We start from the raw sequence: 17015 nt of genomic DNA, 5'->3' as shown, positions 1-17015 counted from the left end.
CTGACAGGCATGACACCGTGAACGACTGGATCCCCGGGACGCCGCCGACTCTGCTCGGCTTCCTCAGCCCCGCACCGTTGCCGTTCCCACTGCTGCCGGTGATCGCCGCAGTGATCGCCGCCGCTTACCTGGCCGGCGCGATCCGGCTGTGGACCAGCCGGCGGCGGTGGCCGGTGTGGCGCACGATCAGCTTCCTGCTCGGGTGCCTCACCCTGGCCGCGGTCACCGGCCTGGGCGTCGAGGCGTACGGGTACGCGCTGTTCTCGGTGTTCATGTTCCAGCAGCTCACCCTCATGATGGCCATCCCCCCGCTGCTGGTGTTGGGATCCCCGGGCACGCTCCTGCTTCGAGCCACCCCCCATCACGGGCTCGGCCGGCTCGCGCTCCGGGCCGCTCACGCGGGGCTGCGCAGCCGGGTCGCGCGGTGGGCGCTGAGCCCCTGGGTCGCGCTCCCGCTGTACCTGTTCGCGTTCTACGGGCTCTACCTCGCCGACGCCGCCGACCGCATCCTGCAAGCACCCGGCGGGCATGTCGGCCTCGAGTTCGGGTTCCTGGTCGCTGGGATCCTGTTCACCATCCCGGTGCTCTCCGCCGACCCGCTGCCGGTGCGGCTCAGCCACGGCGGCCGCGCGCTGGACGTGTTCGCCGAAGCCGCCCTGCACGCATTCTTCGGGGTGTTCCTGATGATGGCCACCACGTTGCTTGTCGACGCGTTCGCCGCGCCCACGCTGGCGCTGGGCATCGACCCGATCGAGGACCAGCGTCTCGCCGGCGGCCTGGCCTGGTCCTACGGAGAAGCACCGACTCTGCTGATGCTGATGTTCGTCATGCACCGCTGGTTCCGCGACGACACCGCCCGCGACGCCGCCGCCACCCGCTACGCCGACACTCACGGAGACCCCGAACTGGACGCCTACAACGCCTACCTCGAAAAGCTCCGCCAAAAGGACAGCCGCTGATGGCCACGACTACTCTCGTCACTCCGGCTCGGCCGGTCACGACCACGGCGACGCCCGTGGATCGCACGGCGCGGCTGCCGCTGTGGGCCGCGATGGCGGTGGCGGGCGCCGGCGGGTTCGCGCTGGATCTGGCCACCCCGGCGATCGGCTGGTGGCCGCTGGCGTTGGTGGCGGTCACGATGTCGCTGATCAGTCTGATCGGCCGCAGCATCCTCACCGCATTCCTCGTCGGCACGGTCTTCGGCGTCGTGTTCTTCTTCACCCATCTGGCCTGGGTCGGGCAATTCCTCGGCCCGATACCCTGGGTCGCTCTCGCCAGCCTGCAGGCTGTCCTCTTCGGCGCCGGCGCCATCCCGCTCACCCTCGCCTACCGGTGGACCGGGCGGTATCGACCGCGCGGGACCGTGCAGCTGGTCGCCGTGCCGCTGCTGATCGGCGTCCTCTGGGCTACGCGTGAGGTCGTGATGGGGGCGTGGCCGTACGGCGGGTTCCCTTGGGTGCGGATTGGGATGACACAGGTCGAGGGCCCGTTGGCGCAGGCCGCGTCCTGGACCGGGGTGACCGGACTGAGCCTGCTGGTCGTGGCGCTGTGCGCGGGCATCCTGCAGTGGGCCCGCGCGGGCGGCCTCCGGTTCCTGCGCGGCATCATCCCCGCCGCGATCCTCACATTGATCCTCGTCGTGACACCGCAATTCCCCACCACCGACGCCGGGACACTGCGGGTCGGGTGGGTGCAAGGCAACGGCCCGGCCGGCTACTTCGATCCCAAGGCGCCCGGCGACATGCTCGCCGCGCAAACCGCCGGCTCCCGGCCGCTGCTGGGCCAGCAGATGGACCTGCTGGTGTGGCCGGAAGGCAGCGTCGATGCCGACCCGCTGCGAACCCCCGCGGTCGCGACTCAGCTGGATCGTGTCGTAGCGGGGGCGGGTGCGCCGCTGCTGATGAACGCGGCCACCACCCGCGGTGAGGACGTGTTCAACACGTCGCTGCTGTGGACGGCTGATGCCGACGCACGCCAGTGGCACGACAAGGTCAACCCGGTCCCGTTCGGCGAATACGTGCCCGACCGGTGGCTGTACGAACGTATCGTCCCCGGCCTCGTCGGGCTGATCCAACGGGAGTACACCCCCGGCAGCAACCCGCCGATCGTCACCGTCAACGACATCGACGTCGGGCTGGCGATCTGCTTCGACGTCATCTACGACCAGGTGATCTGGGACAGCGCCCGCGCCGGCGCGGAACTCTACGTCTTCCAGACCAACAACGCCGACTTCCGCGGCACCGACGAGAACCTGCAACAACTCGCCTTCGCAAGGATGCGCGCCATCGAGACCGGCCGGGCCGTGGTCAACGTCTCCACCGTGGGCACCAGTCAGGTCATCGCCCCCGAGGGTGCCACGACCGACAGCGTCGGCGTCGACACCGCGGCCGCGCAGATCAGCACCATTCCGTTGCGCACCGGGCTCACCGCGGCCGTGGTGATCGGCCCGTGGCTGACATTGCTGATCCCCGTCGCCGCGTTCGTCGCCCTCACCGCGCTCGGGATCCACCACCGCGCCCGGCCCGCAGCCCCTCGTGTACACGCCGATTCAACGAGGTCAACACGAGCATGAGACCAACAAACCCCATCGTGGATGCCCGGTCCCACCCGCCAGGTGAAGGGCCGCCGAGCACAGAGTTGGGCTGCGGCTCATCGCCTGCCGAGCAGCGGATGCTGGGGCTCCCCCTGACCCGCCGTGGGGCGCTCAGGGCGGGGCTGCTCGGTCTCGTCGCCGGGAGCTCGATCGTCGGCTCCGCGCGGCCGCTGCCCGCCTTCGCCGCCGACTACCCGTCGTGGGATGACGTGCAGGCGGCGAAGGCGAACGAGACGGCGAAGACCGCCGAGATCACCCGGATCCAAGGTCTCATCCAGAGCCTCACCAGCGACGTGCAACGTACTCGCGCGGTGGCCGAACAGGCGGCCGATGCGTTCTACACCGCACAACAGGACTACTTCGCCGCCGTCCAACGAGCTGACGCGCTCCAATCCCAGGCAGACGCCGAAGCCGAAGCCGCCGCTGAGGCCTCTGACCGGGCGGGACGGCTCGCCGCGCAGCTGTACCGCACCGGCGGCGACGACACCGCGCTGAAGCTGTTCTTGTCCGGGTCCGCGGCGAACGCTGACGATCTGCTGGCACGACTGGGCACGATGGACAAGCTCCTCGAACGCAACCAGGGCGTGTATGCCGCCGCGCTCACTGCGCGCAACGCGGCGCAGGGGTTGAGCGATCAGGCGGCCGTGGCCCGTGACGAACGTGACCGGCTGCAGCAGCTCGCCGAGCAGAAGATGCGCGAATCGCAGCAGGCCGCCGACGCCGCTCAGACGGCGCTGGACGCGCAGACCCTCCACCTCGGCGAGCTCGAAGCGCAGCTCGCCGCCCTCCAAGACACCACCGCGCGGACGATTGCCGACTATCAGGCCGGAGTAGAAGCAGCCCGGCTCGCCGAAGAGCAGCGCAAGGCCGCCGAACGCGCCGAAGCCGCACGCCGTGCCACGGAGGGGAGTGCTGGCGGCGGTGTCGCCAGCTCCGGGTGGGCACGTCCCACATCTGGACCCCGGACATCCGGCTTCGGCCCCCGCAGCTCGCAATGCGGCAACGGGTATTGCTCCACCAGCTACCACTACGGCGTCGACCTGAGCGGAGGCTGCAGCGCCGGAATCTACGCGGCCGCTGCCGGCACGGTCGTCTACGCCGGATACAACGGCGGCTACGGCAACTACATCAAGATCGACCACGGCGGCGGGATCGGAACCGGATACGCGCACATCCGCAACGGCGGGTTCTTCGTCGGCTACGGCCAGCGCGTGAACGCCGGAGATCTGATCGGCAGCGAAGGCAACACCGGGAACGCGTTCGGCTGCAACCTGCACTTCGAGGCCTACGTGAACGGCGCTCCCGTCAACCCCATCGACTTCCTGGCCGCCCGTGGCATCTCCATCTGACCCGAAACGAAGGAGGACATCATGACGGAACAGCTCACCCCCGAAGCTGACCAGCCTCAGACGCCCCCCACCCGCCGCAGCCTCCGACAACAAGGCTCTCCGCCGCGCAAGATTGTCGCCCCCACCCGGCGACAGGCCGCCGCCGCCGCGCCAGCGCGCGGACCCCGGACGATGCGTCCGGTGCGGAGCGTGGCTGCCCTCGCCATCGTCAGCGGCCTGATCGCGACGGTGGCGTTGCCCGCATACGGCGCCTGGCAGACCACAACCCCCGAGCCGCTGACCCTGCAGCAGATCGCCTCGGACAACGCCCAATCTCTCATCGTGGCGTCCGACGCGACGCAGACACAGCTCACGCGGGACAGCTACGCGGCCACCACCCAGGAGGAGATCGACCGGAAGAAGGAGGCAGAGGCGGCCGCTGCTCGCGCCCGCACCTCGACCCGCGTGGCGTCGGTGCCGTTCGACTACAGCATGGTCGCCCCCGGCAGCGGTACGGTGCGCTGGCCAGTGGGCGGCCCGTTCACCGTCACGGACCGGTTCGGCGACCGGGGCGGTGCGCACATGGGCACCGACATGGTCGCCGCCGGCGGCACCCCGGTGTACGCGTCCGTCGACGGCGCCGTCAGCGTCTCGCAGGACAGCTATGGCGGCTATGGGGTCACCGTCGTGATCGAGTCCGTCCTGAACGGTCAGCGCGTCCGCACCGTCTACCCGCACATGCAGACCGGAAGCCGACAGGTCACTGTCGGTCAGACGGTCACCGCCGGTCAGACGGTCGGGCTGGTCGGCAGCACCGGACGCTCCACCGCCAACCATCTGCACTTCGAGGTGTACATCGACGACACGGCCGTCGACTCACTGGTATGGCTCCAAGCAAACGCCGGCTGAAACCGGCATAACCCTGAAGAAGAGGACACCTACATCATGACCGGATCACTCACACTCGACGGCATCTCGCTGCTGCTGGTCTGGACCGCGATCGCTACCTACCTGCTCGCATTCATCGCCTACACCATCGACCTCGCCCGCCGCTCCGTCCCCGCCGCCGTGCCGCTGCGTGAACCGGCGCTGGTCAGCGCGGCGACGGCACCCGCGGTCACGGAGGCCTGGCAGGAACAGCACCCCGGCGCCCCCGAGCCGCGAGCATCTCAGCCGCGGCTGCTGTGGGCACGGATCGGGACGGCGCTGACGATCCTCGGTTTCCTGTTCCACCTGGCCGGCACCGTTCTGCGGGGGATCGCGGCCGGGCGGGTGCCGTGGGCGAACATGTACGAGTTCGCCCTGACCGGCACCGTCCTGATCGTCGCCGTCTACCTCGCCGTCCTGCGCCGCTACGACCTCCGCTTCCTCGGCGCGTTCCTGATCGGCATGGTGGTGCTGCTGCTGGGCGGCGCCACCATCACCTTCTACGTCGACGTCGTTCCCCTGATGGATCCGCTCAAGAGCGTGTGGCTGGTCATCCACGTATTCGTCGCATCCCTGGCCACTGCCCTGTTCGCGATCGGATGCGGCCTCTCCGTCACCCAGCTCCTGCAGGCCCGCCGCGAACGCCGCACGGCAGCCGCCTCTGCGGATGGCGCACCGCGCAGCGGCCCGCGGTTCCTGGCCACGTTGCCGCCCGCGGACGCGCTCGAGTCCCTCGCATACCGGTTTGTGATCGTCGGGTTCGTGTTCTGGACCTTCACGCTGATCGCCGGCGCGATCTGGGCCAACGACTCCTGGGGAAGGTACTGGGGGTTCGATACCAAGGAGGTCTGGACCTTCGTGATCTGGGTGCTCTACGCCGGTTACATCCACGCTCGCGCGACACGCGGCTGGCGAGGCACCCGCTCCGCGTGGCTGTGCATCATCGGCTTCATCGCGGTGCTGTTCAACTTCACCATCGTCAATATGTTCTTCAAGGGACTCCACGCCTACTCCGGCCTCAGTTGACCCCGAATAGAACCACGTTCTACTGAAACTGAAACCATCATGATGCAGTCCGGGCTGATGGTCGCCGAGTGGTTCGGGGCAATGGGGCGCACCTGGGGGGCGACACCACTGGAAGACCAGTACACCGGCGGCGGCATCGCCTGGTCGATCGGTGAGATCCCCACCCTCATCCTCGCGATCACGGTCACGATCCAATGGAGCCGCAGCGACGACCGCGAGACGAAACGCCGCGACCGGCACGCCGATCGGACGGGAGATGCCGAGCTCGACGAGTACAACGCGCGCCTACTCGACCTTGCCGCCCGAGACGCCCGCAGCCGCAGATGAGATCACCGAGAGACTCCACAGAGAAGCGCATCTGGTGACCACGAAGCAGCAGCTCGACGACCGCTATGGCCGCAGGCCCCGCCCCGCTCGCCGCCGCGCGTTCTGGATCATCGTCGGAACCATCGCTGTAGCGTCCGTTGCCGGACTGTCGTGGCTGACCATCTCCAATTCTCTCGATGACGTCGGATACGACGAGACAGGTTTCGATCTCGTCGACGCTCGCACCGTGACGGTGTCATTTCAAGCGACCCCGCCCGCTGGCATGAGCTTCGCCTGCGCGCTGCAAGCGCTCGATGAAGACTTCGGCATCGTCGGCTGGCGTGTCATCGAGTACCCCGCATCCGAGACGATCACCCGGACATTCGTCGAGACGATCCCCACCGTCGCGCAGGCCACCACCGGCACCGTTCACTCCTGCTGGGCGACCTAGCCGGAGTCCCGCCCTGCGCCGTGCTAACGGTTCTCGAGTCTGCAGCTCACGCCGTGGGCTTGTCTTCGTGGTCGATGCCGTGGTGCTCCTTGCCGCGCTCGAACGCGAGGAGCCGGAGAGCGTTGCCGACGACGATGAGCGTGGATCCTTCGTGGATGAGAACGACGGCGCCGATGTTCAGGCCGACGAAGGTGGCGATGATCAGGAAGAGGACGACGGCGAGACTGGCGATCAGGTTCTGGCGGATGATCCGGCTGGTGGCGCGGCTGAGCCGGACGGCGAAGGGGACGCGGCCGAGGTCGTCGCTCATCAAGGCGATGTCGCAGGTCTCGAGCGCGACGGTGGAGCCGGCGGCGCCCATCGCAATGCCGATGTCGGCCCGCGCCATCGCGGGCGCGTCGTTCACCCCGTCGCCGACCATCGCGATCGGCCGGTGGCTCTGGGCCAGCCGGGTGATCTTGGCGACCTTGTCCTCGGGCAGCAGCTCTCCGATGGCGGTGTCGACGCCGACCTCACGGCCGACAGCGTCGGCGACGCGCTGGTTGTCTCCCGAGATCATCACGAGCTGCCCGACATTCGCTCCGCGAAGCGCGGTGAGCACCTGGACGGATTCCGCGCGGGAGGCGTCCATGACGCCGACGAGACCGAGGAACCGGTCGCCGCGCCGCACGATCATCAACGTCTGCCCGGAGTCGCGGGCCTGTTCGTACGCCGCGTTGAGCGCAGCGGGGAGGGTGAGCTGCTGTTCGTCGAACATGCGGAGGTTGCCGACCTCCACCGTCTCACCGTCAATGGTGGCGCGCACACCCCGGCCGACGACCGCGTTCAGGTCTGTCGCTTCGACCCGGTCGGAGTCGGAGATGCGGCCGGTGAGGTCGCGGACGATCGCCGCGGCAAGGGGGTGATCGCTGAGCGACTCCACCGCGACCAGGGTCGGGATCAGCAGCGCCCCGTCGTCGCCGTCGACCGGGGCGACGGAGGTGACGCGGGGAAGGCCCCAGGTGAGCGTTCCGGTCTTGTCGAACGCTATCGCCTTAACCCGGCCGAGGGTTTCCAGTGGTGCGCCACCCTTGACGAGCACGCCGGCGCGTGCGGCGCGGGCCACCCCGGCGAGCACGGCCGCGGGGGTGGCGATCGCGAGAGCGCAGGGGCTTGCCGCGACCAGCACGGTCATGGAGAGGTAGAACGCGTCGGGGAACTGCTGCCCGAACCCGAACATCGCCACCAGCAGGGTGGCCGCGACGCCGACGATGACGGCGGGCACGTACCAGCGCTGGAACCGGTCGATGAACTGCTGGGTCGGGGACGTGGCCTGGTCGGCGGTGCGGACCAGCTCGACCACCTTGCTCAGCGTCGAGTCCGCCGCCGTGGCGGTGACCTTGACCTCGAGCACCCCCGAGCCGTTGACCGTGCCCGCGAAGACGCGGTTCGCGGCCGGCAGGGTGTCGACGGTGCGCATCGCACGCTCTGGATCGGTGACAGGTTCCTTCTCCACAGGGATGGACTCGCCGGTGACCGCCGACTGGTCCACGGCAGAGACCCCGGAGATCACGAACCCGTCCGAAGGGATTCGCGAGTTCGGACGGATCACGATAATGTCCGCGACCGCGATCTGCTCGACCGGCACCTCAACCGGCTCGCCGCCGTCACGGCGGACCAGTGCCGTGCGGGGAGCGAGTTCCGCGAGCGCCTCAATGGACTTGCTCGCCCTGCTCAGCGCGTACTCTTCCAGGGCGTGTCCCAGGCTGAACAGGAACAGCAGCACCGCACCCTCGGCCCACTTCCCGATCAGGGCGGCACCGATCGCCGCGACGAGCATGAGGAAGTCGACCTCGAACTTGCCCCGCAACGTCGAGGCGATCGCTGAGCGGAAAGTGAAGAACCCGCCGAAGAAGTAGGTGGCGAGAAAGAACACCAAGGGCAGCCCCAGCAATGGCATGCCCAGCACGAACTCCGTGATCATCCCGGCCGCGTACGTCAGGCCGGACGCGATCGCGAACCACAGCTCCCACCGAGCCGAGCCGTGCGCATGCTGCTGCACGTCGGTGGCAGATGCCGTGGTTGAAGAGGTGTTCATCATGCACCCACAGTACATCACAGTATTGTGATATGTTGTAAATGTGAATTATTATCGCGTTCGGCGGGCACAATAGTGTCCATGACACATGAGACCCTGCGCGAGGCGGCGGGCGTGCTGTCCGTAACGGAGGCCGAGCGACTTGCAGAGATCATGCAGGCTCTCGCCTCACCCGTGCGCTTGCGCATCCTGAGCGTGCTGCGCGCCCGCCCGAGCACCGTCACCGAGCTCAGCGAAGAGCTGGGGTCGGGACAGACCACCGTGTCCAACCACCTGCGACTGCTGCGCCACCCCAGCCTCGTGGTGGGCAGTCGAGACGGCCGCCACGTCCACTACGCATTGTTCGACGAGCATGTCGCGGAACTGCTGGACGAGGCTGTGGGGCATCTGTCTCACCTAGCCTCCGAATCCAAGCGGGGGTAGCGGGCCAGGTTCAAAATCTGTGCATAGGCAACGGCCAGGACTAGCCATATGCGGGACCACATGGAAAGGAACGCGGTGAGCGCGAGCGGTTCACGTCGATCCAATCGGCGGAGGTGGACGTCTGCTGAGTACGCCTACGTGGCCTTGGGACTGAATGGCCTGTGCCTGCTGATCTTGTTTTCCAACCTGCTAACCGGCAACACCTGGTGGCGGGTTGCAGTGCCGCTCGCTGTGCTGTGCCTCGTCCTCGGCGCCGTGTCAGGGTTTCAGACGAGGCGACTGAGAACGAGAGAGCGGCACGAACCCAAGACTTAGAGACGCCGGGGGCTCCGCGGTGTTCCACTTCCCCTGAACCTACTGAGCGAGTACGCCGGGAGGAGTCTGCCGGCTCGCATGAAATGCTGGGGTACGCCACCGACTCCCACTCCTTGCCTTTGTCGGCGCTGCGGATGATGCCCAGACTTGGAGCCCGAACTCTGCCGGAGTGCTCGATCTCGGATGCCCCGAAGCCAGCAGCGCTTCATCGGTCGCGACCAACCCCATCGCGTCGAACGCGAACCGCTGCATTTAGTGCAACGACAACGGAGACCAGTGCAACGAAAAGGTCGAAAATGCAACGGGAACACGTTCCCGACAAATCGACCCTTGACGCGGAAGATCTCGATCGCTAATGTACAACCAAATGGTTGCACAAACGGAGCTCACCGATGACGAGATCGACCGCGTCTTCCAGGCGCTCGCGGCGGCTACCCGCCGCGACATCCTGCGGCGCACCCTCACCGGAGAGCATTCCGTCTCGGCCCTCGCGCGCGACTACGACATGTCGTTCGCGGCGGTGCAGAAGCACGTCGCCGTGCTCGAAGCCGCGCAGCTCATCATCAAGCGCGCGGAGGGACGCGAGCGCCTCGTGCGCGCGGATCCTGTCGGTATCGCGGTGAGATGACACTAGATGTCACGTATCGCAGGCGTCTTGCGCGCGGTCGGAGGAACTTTGTCGTGACACTTTCCCAATGCCCGCGCTTCAGATGAGACTCTACGAGCGCCCTTTAAGAGTGGCGCGAGAGCGACAGCGATTGCTGTTCCCGGGCTGGCTCCGGTGTGATGACCGATGTGCGCGTCAGTTGCTGAACCGACTTCGCCCGCTGGGCGGTCCTGACGCCGTTGAGGATGACGATGACCTCCGCGATCTCGTGTACCAGGACTACGCCGGCGAGACCGAGGGACGCTGAACAGGGCAAGCGGGAACAGCATGATGATCGTCAGGGCCAGACTGATATTGGCGGTCATGATGCGCCGACCGCAGCGGGCGTGGGCGAGAGCGGCAGAGATGAGGCGAAGGTCGTGGTCCGTGAAGGCGACGTCGGCGGACTCAAGTCGCTGCCGCGATCGCCTGGTTCAAAGCGATCGGCGCGAACAGCAACGGTCTATGCCGCCACCGTCATTGAACGAATCAACGCGCCCCTCCCGATCCTCTGGCATTGAGGCCGTCAGGCCACAGGCAGCGCCCCTACGATTTGTGACGTTGTCGGTGCTCCGGCGTAGCCGTTCTCTGTCGCGTAGACGCGGCACGCGAGCGAGCGAACCGGCATCGTCGGGAACAGGTCGACGCCGTCGACGAGGAGCGTTGGCGACCCTCCGAATCGAGTGTTCGATGCCTCGGCCTCAGTCCGGATCGCCACCAGCTCCACCGGTACGTCGGCGAGTCCGAGAGCGTCCAGCGCTTCGCGCGTGTGTTCTTCGGCAACGGCCGTGTTCGGGCAGTCGACGATGTGCAGAAGCTCGACCTTCATGCGGCGTGCTCCGTTCGCTATTCGCTGTTGGTTGCCGCGCGCGGGCTCGGCGTGAGGAGGTTCAGGCTGACCAGGCCGACACCGACCACGACGAAGACGTCGGCGATGTTCCCGACGAAGAGGTCGCCGTAGGCGAGGAAATCGGTGACGTGCCCTCGCCCTAATGACGGCGGGCTCAGGAGCCGGTCGACCAGGTTGCCCACCGCGCCGCCGAGGACAAGCCCCAACGCGAGACCCCACCGGGCACCGCGCAATCGCACGGCGAACACGACCACCGCAGCGGCGGCGATCACGCCGACGAGAGTGAGGACCCAGGTGGCCCCGGAGCCGAGAGAGAACGCAGCTCCGGGGTTGTAGACCAGGGACAGGCCGAACAGGTCGCCGAGAAGCGGTATCCGTTCGCCCGGCGTCAGCTGCGCCACCGCGAGGGCCTTCGAGCCCTGGTCGAGCGCTACAGCGAGCACGGCCACAATCAGGACGACGCCGAGAGCTCTCCTCGCCTGCGGCCGCGCGCCCGCATTCTCTTCGTCGATCGCGGCAGCGACGTCCTGCGTGGTCACGCGCTGGTCTTCCGTGTACGTGCGGCGCGCAGGCCGTTGAGGATCACGACGACCTCGGCGATCTCGTGCACGAGCACCACGGCCGCGAGACCCAGGACGCCGAACAGGGCGAGCGGGAGCAGGGCGGTGATGATCAGCAGCGACAGGATGATGTTCTGGTTGATGATGTGCCGTCCGCGGCGGGCGTGGTCAAACGCACGCGGGAGTAGCCGCAGGTCGTGGCCGGTGAAGGCGACGTCGGCGGACTCGATCGCGGCGTCCGAGCCGGTCGCGCCCATCGCGATCCCGATGTCAGCCGCCGCGAGGGCGGGGGCGTCGTTGATGCCATCGCCGATCATCGCGACCGACCCGTTCTTGCCGAGTTCGCCGATCGCTGCTGCCTTGTCCTCAGGGCGCAGCTCGGCGCGCACGTCCTCGATTCCGGCCTGCGCGGCCAGGGCACGGGCTGTGCGGGCGTTATCGCCGGTGAGCATCGTGACCCCGATGCCCTGGGCGACGAGGGTGCGGACGACCTCGGGAACCTCGGGGCGCAGCTCGTCCCGGACACCGATCGCCGCGACCGGCGAACTGTCGCGGTGCACGATCACGACCGTCATGCCCTTCTCTTCCAGGGCCGCGACCCGGTCGCCGAGTGTCCCGGCGTCGAGCCAGCGGGGGCTGCCGACGGTGATCCGTGCCCCGTCGAGGGTGCCTTCGATGCCGTGACCTGCCCGCTCGGTCACACCCTCGGCTCCGGGGGCTCCGGGAGCTGCGGCCGTGATCGCCGCGGCGAGCGGGTGGGTGCTGTGCTGCTCCAGCGTGGCCGCCCAGGCCAGCGCCTGCTGCTCGGTCACGCCATCGACGGTGAGGACGGCGGTGACGGCGGGTTGGTTGCGGGTGAGGGTGCCGGTCTTGTCGACGGCGACGTGACGGATCACGCCGAACCGCTCGAACACGGCACCGGACTTGATGATCACGCCGAACTTGCTCGCCGAACCGATCGCCGCCACCACCGTCAGCGGCACCGAGATCGCCAACGCGCACGGCGACGCCGCCACCAGCACCACAAGAGCGCGGGTGATCCACAACTCCGGGTCACCGAACAGCGACCCGATCACGGCGACGAGGACGGCGAGGATCAGCACGCCGGGGACGAGCGGGCGGGCAATCCGGTCCGCGAGGCGGGCGCGGTCGCCCTTCTCTGCCTGCGCCTGCTCCACGAGCTCGACGATCGTGGTCAGTGAGTTGTCCGTGCCCGCCGCGGTCGTCTCGACCTCCAACGCACCAGCCGTGTTGATCGCACCCGCCGACACCGCGTCTCCGGGCTCGACCTCGACCGGGATCGACTCCCCGGTAATCGCGGACGTATCCAAGCTCGAGCGTCCCGTCCGGACGATGCCGTCGGTTGCGATCCGCTCACCCGGACGCACCAGCATGAGCTGGCCGACGGCGAGGTCCTTCGCCGCGACCTCGACCGTGGTGCCACCCTGACGGATGGTCGCGGTCTCCGGGACGAGCTTCAGCAGCGCCCGCAGCCCACCGCGGGCGCGGTCCATCGCCTTGTCCTCCAGCGCCTCCGCGATGGAGTAGAGGAACGCCAGCGCGGCAGCCTCCTCGACGTAGCCGAGGATCACCGCGCCGATCGCGCTGATCGTCATCAGCAGGCTGATACTCAGCTTGCCCTTGAACAGCTTCCGGATCGCGCCCGGGGTGAACGTTGACGCGCCCAGCAGCAGGCCGATCCAGAACAGCACCAGCGCCGGGATCTCCGCCCCCGTCCACTCGAGGATCAGACCGGTGAGGAACGCGATGCCGGAGAAGACTGGGACCATGATCCCGCGATCGGTCCACCAGGGACCGTCGTGGTCATCATCATCGTCCAGCTCGACGCCCTCCACTTGGGACTTCGTCACTTCACTCATGCGTCGGCTCCGATTCCGCAGCACCCCGGTACCGTGCAGGACGCGTCCACACACGGCGCGTTCTCGTTCACCGCCAGCGTCACATCGACGAGCGCGGTGAGCGCCGCCGTAAGGTGCGGGTCAGCGATCTCATAGCGCGTCTGCCGCCCCTCGGGCTCGGCGACCACGATGCCGCAGTCGCGCAGGCAGGTCAGATGGTTCGAGACGTTCGAGCGGGTCAGCTCCAGCTCGCGCGACAGCACGGCCGGGTAGCTCGGGCCACCGAGCAAGGTCATCAGGATCCGGGAGCGCGTCGGGTCCGCCATCGCCCGGCCGAGCCGGTTCATGACATCTAGACGCGAAGTAAGAGTCAGCACACACTGACTATACATTGAAGGCTGACTAATCTTCTGGACGCACGTCCTGTCTTCTGCGGCGGATTGATTCATCCTCCGCGCGGCAGGTGCTCGAGATGTCCGATGGCCTCGTCGAGGAGCTCGGTGACATGGTCGTCGAAGAGCGAATAGTGAATGTGTCGGCCGGCGCGACTACCGGTGACGAGGCTGAGGTGCCGTAGCAGCCGCAGATGGTTCGACACGGTCGTCTGGCCGATCTGCAACTGCTCGCTGAGCTCGGTCACCGTACTCGGTCGAGCGCTTAGCGCGCTCAGGATGCGCAGCCGCACTGGCGACGCCAGCGCCTGCATGATCTCGGCGAGCCGCTCGGCCTCTGCCACGGACAAAGGACCCATTTCCCGACGCATCTCAGCACTGACCATGCTCATCATTGTGCCGCGCGATCACGATAATCATTCACAAGAACACCATATCATGATATTGTGATGTATTCTGATGGCATGACTGCTTCCCCGACGACTGCCGCGCCCACTGCTGAGGCGCAGGACCATGCTCACGGCTCCGCCCGGTGGGAGTTGTGGTTCGCGATCGCCGCGGGCGTCACCTATGCCGGCGGGATGATCGCCGAGTTCGCGTTGGGGCTGCCAATGGTCGGGTGGCCGTTGGTGTTCTTCCTTGCCACCTACTTCTTCGGCGGGTTCTTCACGTTCCGCACCGCGATCGCCTCCACGCTGCGCGGCAAGTTCGAGGTCGACTTCCTCATGCTGATCGCCGCCATCGGCGCCGCCCTCATCGGCCGGTGGGCGGAGGGCGCGGTGCTGCTGTTCCTGTTCAGCCTCGGCCACGCGCTCGAGGAGTACGCGCTCAGCCGCGCCAGCAAGTCCATCGAATCCCTCGCCGAGCTCGCCCCCCGTAACGCCCTGGTGCGCCGGAGCGGGGACGAGCCGGTGGAAGTGCCGGTCGAGGAGATCGTGGTCGGCGACGTCGTGGTCATCCGCCCGAACTCCCGCATCCCCTCAGATGGCTTTGTAATCTCGGGACTGTCCGCAGTGGATCAGTCCGCGGTAACCGGGGAGTCGATCCCGGTGGAGAAGGAGCCGGTGGCCGACCCGGAGCGGGCGATGCGCACCGTCGACACCCTCCCCGCCGCCAACCGGGTCTTCGCCGGCACCGTCAACGGGTCCGGAGTGCTCGAGATCGAGGTCACCGCTACCGCTGCGGACTCGACGCTCAGCAAGGTCGTCGAGCTGGTCCGCACCGCCGACCAGGCCGCGTCCCCCACACAGCAGTTCATCGACCGGTTCCAGCGTTGGTACGTGCCCGCGGTGATCCTCGGCGTCACCGTCACCCTCCTGATCTCCTGGCTGGCGTTCGCGCAGCGGTTCCCCGACGCGTTCTACCTCGCCATGACGGTGCTCGTCGCTGCCAGCCCCTGCGCTCTCGCGATCGCCACCCCGGCCGCGGTCCTCGCGGGCGTGGCCCGTGCCGCCCGGGCCGGCGTGCTCGTCAAGGGCGGCGCCCCGCTCGAGACCCTTGGACGGGTCAGGGCGATGGCGTTCGACAAGACCGGCACCCTGACCTGGGGTGCCCCCCGGGTGACGTCCGTCACGCCTGCTGGCGACGGTCCCGAGTCCGACCTGATCCGCACTCTCGTCGCAGTCGAGGCGCTCAGCGACCACCCTCTTGCCGAGGCGATCGTCCGCGACCTCGAGCCCCGCGTCCCCCAGACCGAGCGCCTCACAGCGACAGACCTGAAGGCGGTCGTCGGCCGCGGCGTCACGGCGACGATCGACGGGGAACGCGTCGACGTCGGCAACCTTCGCATGTTCGACGAGCAGCAGCTCGCGCTTACCGGCACACTGGCCGATGCCTACGCGCAGGCGCGAGACTCCGGTCAAACGCTGATGATCGTCCGCCGCGGTGACCGATTCCTCGGCATCGTGGGAGTCATGGATGCCTCCCGCGCGGAATCCGCTCAAGTACTCAACGCCCTCAGGGCTGCGAACGTGGGGCAACTCGTGATGATCTCCGGCGACAACCAGCGCGTCGCCGACGCAGTCGGCCGGGAAGTCGGCGTCGACACGGCAATCGGCGAGCTACTCCCCGAGGACAAGGTCGCCCAGATCACCCGCCTCGCCGAAACCCACCGACCCATCGCAATGGTCGGCGACGGCGTCAACGACGCCCCCGCGATGGCCCGCGCTGACGTCGGCATCGCGATGGGCGCCGCCGGATCCACCGTCGCCCTGGAAACCTGCGACATCGCCCTGATGAGCGACGACCTCGGACGTGTCCCGTTCGCGGTGCGGCTCAGCCGCGCGACAAGCCGGATCATCCGACAGAACCTCATCGCCAGCCTCGCGATCGTTGCATTCCTCATCCTTGCCACTTTCCTGGGGCTGAATATCGGCGCCGTTGTTCTCATCCACGAAGGCTCTACCCTGATCGTCGTCGCCAACGCACTCCGTCTGCTCAACTTCGAGCGAGGCAAGGAGCACCACGGTATCGATCATGAGGACAAGCCCACCCCGTGACACTTTCCTCTCACTCGAACGCCCGCCAGGATCGTCTTCTCTAGTTGCGGCATCGGCAGCTGGTCACGAGCGGGGTAGTGGGGGATCACTCAGGCGGAGATCCAGATCGCCGCCGCAGCCGCGCGTGGGAGAGCATGCGGCTCTCCGGCGAGGGTCACGACGACGGACGCCTCGCCCGCGACCTCGGCGACCCTAAGTGCACTGCCGGGGCGAATGTGCGCCCGGTCGAGCTCGCGCAGCACGGCGGGATCACGGTCGCTGATCCGGATGACGCGGCCCTGCTGCCCGGTGAATGCCTCATCGAGTCGCACAGCGGGTTCCGATTCGACGGTGCCGTCGGCGGTGGGGATCGCGTCGCCGTGGGGGTCGCGCGCGGGCCTGCCGAGCCGCGCGTCGATCGCCTCGAGAAGCCGGTCGGAGATGGCGTGCTCGAGGATCTCGGCTTCGTCGTGCACCTCGTCCCACCCGTATCCCATCTCGCGTGCGAGCCAGGTCTCGATCAGCCGGTGCCGGCGCACCACTGCAAGCGCGCGTGCGTGCCCGACATCCGTCAGCCGGATCGCCTTGTAGGGGATGTGGGTCACGAGGCCCTGAGCGGCCAGCTTCTTGACCATCTCGGTGACCGTCGACGGTGCCACGCCGAGCCTCGTCGCGAGCACCAACGGCGTGATGGCATCAGGCTGCCACTCGGTGTGTGCGTACACCGTCTTCAGGTAGTCCTCAATGGCAGGGCTCGTGACAGGCATCGGCCTCAGGATACCCAC

At 67.8% G+C, this 17015-nt stretch carries 15 protein-coding genes and 3 pseudogenes; 10 read left to right on the top strand and 8 right to left on the bottom strand.

Going from position 1 to position 17015, the window contains the following annotated elements; translation table 11 throughout:
- The first annotated feature begins 17 nt into the window (after positions 1-17).
- The 7 genes and pseudogenes from ACGG9C_RS12300 (at position 18) to ACGG9C_RS12270 (ending at position 6631) form a co-directional block, all read left to right on the top strand.
- Entirely contained in the window at positions 18-959 is a 942-nt protein-coding gene (locus ACGG9C_RS12300; RefSeq protein WP_228480878.1) for a cytochrome c oxidase assembly protein, read from the top strand.
- On the top strand, positions 959-2572 hold the full coding sequence (gene lnt, locus ACGG9C_RS12295; RefSeq protein ID WP_390178689.1) for an apolipoprotein N-acyltransferase: 1614 nt from the start codon (positions 959-961) through the stop codon (positions 2570-2572). Before ACGG9C_RS12300 ends, lnt begins: the two co-directional genes overlap by 1 nt.
- Before the next feature lie 98 nt (positions 2573-2670).
- The gene (locus tag ACGG9C_RS12290; protein WP_194384197.1) at positions 2671-3942 is read left to right on the top strand and encodes a M23 family metallopeptidase; all 1272 of its coding nucleotides are present in this window, start codon (positions 2671-2673) and stop codon (positions 3940-3942) included.
- A gap of 189 nt (positions 3943-4131) precedes the next feature.
- Positions 4132-4830 (top strand): M23 family metallopeptidase, encoded by a 699-nt coding sequence (locus tag ACGG9C_RS12285; RefSeq protein ID WP_286793236.1) that lies wholly within the window; start codon positions 4132-4134, stop codon positions 4828-4830.
- A 36-nt stretch (positions 4831-4866) separates the two neighbouring features.
- On the top strand, positions 4867-5874 hold the full coding sequence (gene ccsB / locus ACGG9C_RS12280) for a c-type cytochrome biogenesis protein CcsB (RefSeq protein ID WP_194384199.1): 1008 nt from the start codon (positions 4867-4869) through the stop codon (positions 5872-5874).
- A gap of 36 nt (positions 5875-5910) precedes the next feature.
- A pseudogene (locus ACGG9C_RS12275) lies at positions 5911-6201 on the top strand (cytochrome c oxidase assembly protein); the annotation flags it as partial.
- A gap of 34 nt (positions 6202-6235) precedes the next feature.
- Positions 6236-6631, top strand: coding sequence for a DUF4307 domain-containing protein (locus ACGG9C_RS12270; protein ID WP_194384200.1), 396 nt, complete (start codon positions 6236-6238; stop codon positions 6629-6631).
- A 46-nt stretch (positions 6632-6677) separates the two neighbouring features.
- On the opposite strand, the gene ACGG9C_RS12265 is transcribed toward ACGG9C_RS12270, so the two are convergent.
- Complete coding sequence (locus ACGG9C_RS12265; RefSeq protein ID WP_194384201.1) at positions 6678-8711, bottom strand: heavy metal translocating P-type ATPase; 2034 nt, start codon at positions 8709-8711, stop codon at positions 6678-6680.
- A gap of 78 nt (positions 8712-8789) precedes the next feature.
- Between ACGG9C_RS12265 and ACGG9C_RS12260 the strand changes: the two genes are divergently transcribed.
- Positions 8790-9131, top strand: a complete 342-nt coding sequence (locus ACGG9C_RS12260) for a helix-turn-helix transcriptional regulator (RefSeq protein WP_194384202.1) — start codon at positions 8790-8792, stop codon at positions 9129-9131.
- Between the two features lie 682 nt (positions 9132-9813).
- Positions 9814-10065, top strand: a pseudogene (locus ACGG9C_RS12255) (ArsR/SmtB family transcription factor); the annotation flags it as partial.
- A gap of 112 nt (positions 10066-10177) precedes the next feature.
- On the opposite strand, the pseudogene ACGG9C_RS12250 reads toward ACGG9C_RS12255, so the two are convergent.
- From ACGG9C_RS12250 to ACGG9C_RS12225, 6 genes and pseudogenes are all read right to left on the bottom strand, one after another.
- Positions 10178-10505: pseudogene (locus ACGG9C_RS12250) on the bottom strand (cation-transporting P-type ATPase); the annotation flags it as partial.
- 113 nt (positions 10506-10618) lie between these two features.
- Positions 10619-10921, bottom strand: coding sequence for a hypothetical protein (locus ACGG9C_RS12245; RefSeq protein ID WP_194384205.1), 303 nt, complete (start codon positions 10919-10921; stop codon positions 10619-10621).
- Positions 10922-10938: 17 nt separating this feature from the next.
- Positions 10939-11481 carry a signal peptidase II gene (gene lspA, locus ACGG9C_RS12240; RefSeq protein WP_194384206.1) on the bottom strand — a complete coding sequence of 181 codons (543 nt, stop codon included), beginning with the start codon at positions 11479-11481 and terminating at the stop codon, positions 10939-10941.
- On the bottom strand, positions 11478-13382 hold the full coding sequence (locus tag ACGG9C_RS12235) for a cation-translocating P-type ATPase (protein ID WP_194384207.1): 1905 nt from the start codon (positions 13380-13382) through the stop codon (positions 11478-11480). Before ACGG9C_RS12235 ends, lspA begins: the two co-directional genes overlap by 4 nt.
- Positions 13379-13738 carry a helix-turn-helix transcriptional regulator gene (locus ACGG9C_RS12230; RefSeq protein WP_194384208.1) on the bottom strand — a complete coding sequence of 120 codons (360 nt, stop codon included), beginning with the start codon at positions 13736-13738 and terminating at the stop codon, positions 13379-13381. The genes ACGG9C_RS12235 and ACGG9C_RS12230 overlap by 4 nt, the downstream gene beginning before the upstream one ends.
- A 68-nt stretch (positions 13739-13806) precedes the next feature.
- Positions 13807-14139 (bottom strand): helix-turn-helix transcriptional regulator, encoded by a 333-nt coding sequence (locus ACGG9C_RS12225; protein ID WP_228480879.1) that lies wholly within the window; start codon positions 14137-14139, stop codon positions 13807-13809.
- 78 nt (positions 14140-14217) lie between these two features.
- Here ACGG9C_RS12225 and ACGG9C_RS12220 point away from each other — a divergent pair, with 78 nt between their 5' ends.
- Entirely contained in the window at positions 14218-16251 is a 2034-nt protein-coding gene (locus ACGG9C_RS12220) for a heavy metal translocating P-type ATPase (protein ID WP_194384209.1), read from the top strand.
- Between the two features lie 89 nt (positions 16252-16340).
- On the opposite strand, the gene ACGG9C_RS12215 is transcribed toward ACGG9C_RS12220, so the two are convergent.
- On the bottom strand, positions 16341-16997 hold the full coding sequence (locus ACGG9C_RS12215) for a metal-dependent transcriptional regulator (protein WP_194384210.1): 657 nt from the start codon (positions 16995-16997) through the stop codon (positions 16341-16343).
- Positions 16998-17015: the final 18 nt, after the last annotated feature.

Origin of the sequence: Microbacterium sp. MTN4-26 (assembly GCF_042846595.1) — a bacterium.
GTDB lineage: Bacteria > Actinomycetota > Actinomycetes > Actinomycetales > Microbacteriaceae > Microbacterium > Microbacterium luteum.
The sequence above is the reverse complement of the archived record's forward strand: the minus strand, read 5'-3'. Positions and strand labels throughout refer to the sequence as shown.

Excerpts from the sequence above, each read along its gene's own strand:
- ACGG9C_RS12220 (WP_194384209.1), top strand. The coding sequence starts at position 14,218 with ATGACTGCTTCCCCGACGACTGCCGCGCCCACTGCTGAGGCGCAGGAC.
- ACGG9C_RS12225 (WP_228480879.1), bottom strand. The coding sequence starts at position 14,139 with ATGGTCAGTGCTGAGATGCGTCGGGAAATGGGTCCTTTGTCCGTGGCA.
- ACGG9C_RS12290 (WP_194384197.1), top strand. The coding sequence starts at position 2,671 with ATGCTGGGGCTCCCCCTGACCCGCCGTGGGGCGCTCAGGGCGGGGCTG.
- lnt (WP_390178689.1), top strand. The coding sequence starts at position 959 with ATGGCCACGACTACTCTCGTCACTCCGGCTCGGCCGGTCACGACCACG.
- ACGG9C_RS12215 (WP_194384210.1), bottom strand. The coding sequence starts at position 16,997 with ATGCCTGTCACGAGCCCTGCCATTGAGGACTACCTGAAGACGGTGTAC.
- ACGG9C_RS12265 (WP_194384201.1), bottom strand. The coding sequence starts at position 8,711 with ATGATGAACACCTCTTCAACCACGGCATCTGCCACCGACGTGCAGCAG.
- ACGG9C_RS12245 (WP_194384205.1), bottom strand. The coding sequence starts at position 10,921 with ATGAAGGTCGAGCTTCTGCACATCGTCGACTGCCCGAACACGGCCGTT.
- ACGG9C_RS12235 (WP_194384207.1), bottom strand. The coding sequence starts at position 13,382 with ATGAGTGAAGTGACGAAGTCCCAAGTGGAGGGCGTCGAGCTGGACGAT.
- ACGG9C_RS12260 (WP_194384202.1), top strand. The coding sequence starts at position 8,790 with ATGACACATGAGACCCTGCGCGAGGCGGCGGGCGTGCTGTCCGTAACG.
- ccsB (WP_194384199.1), top strand. The coding sequence starts at position 4,867 with ATGACCGGATCACTCACACTCGACGGCATCTCGCTGCTGCTGGTCTGG.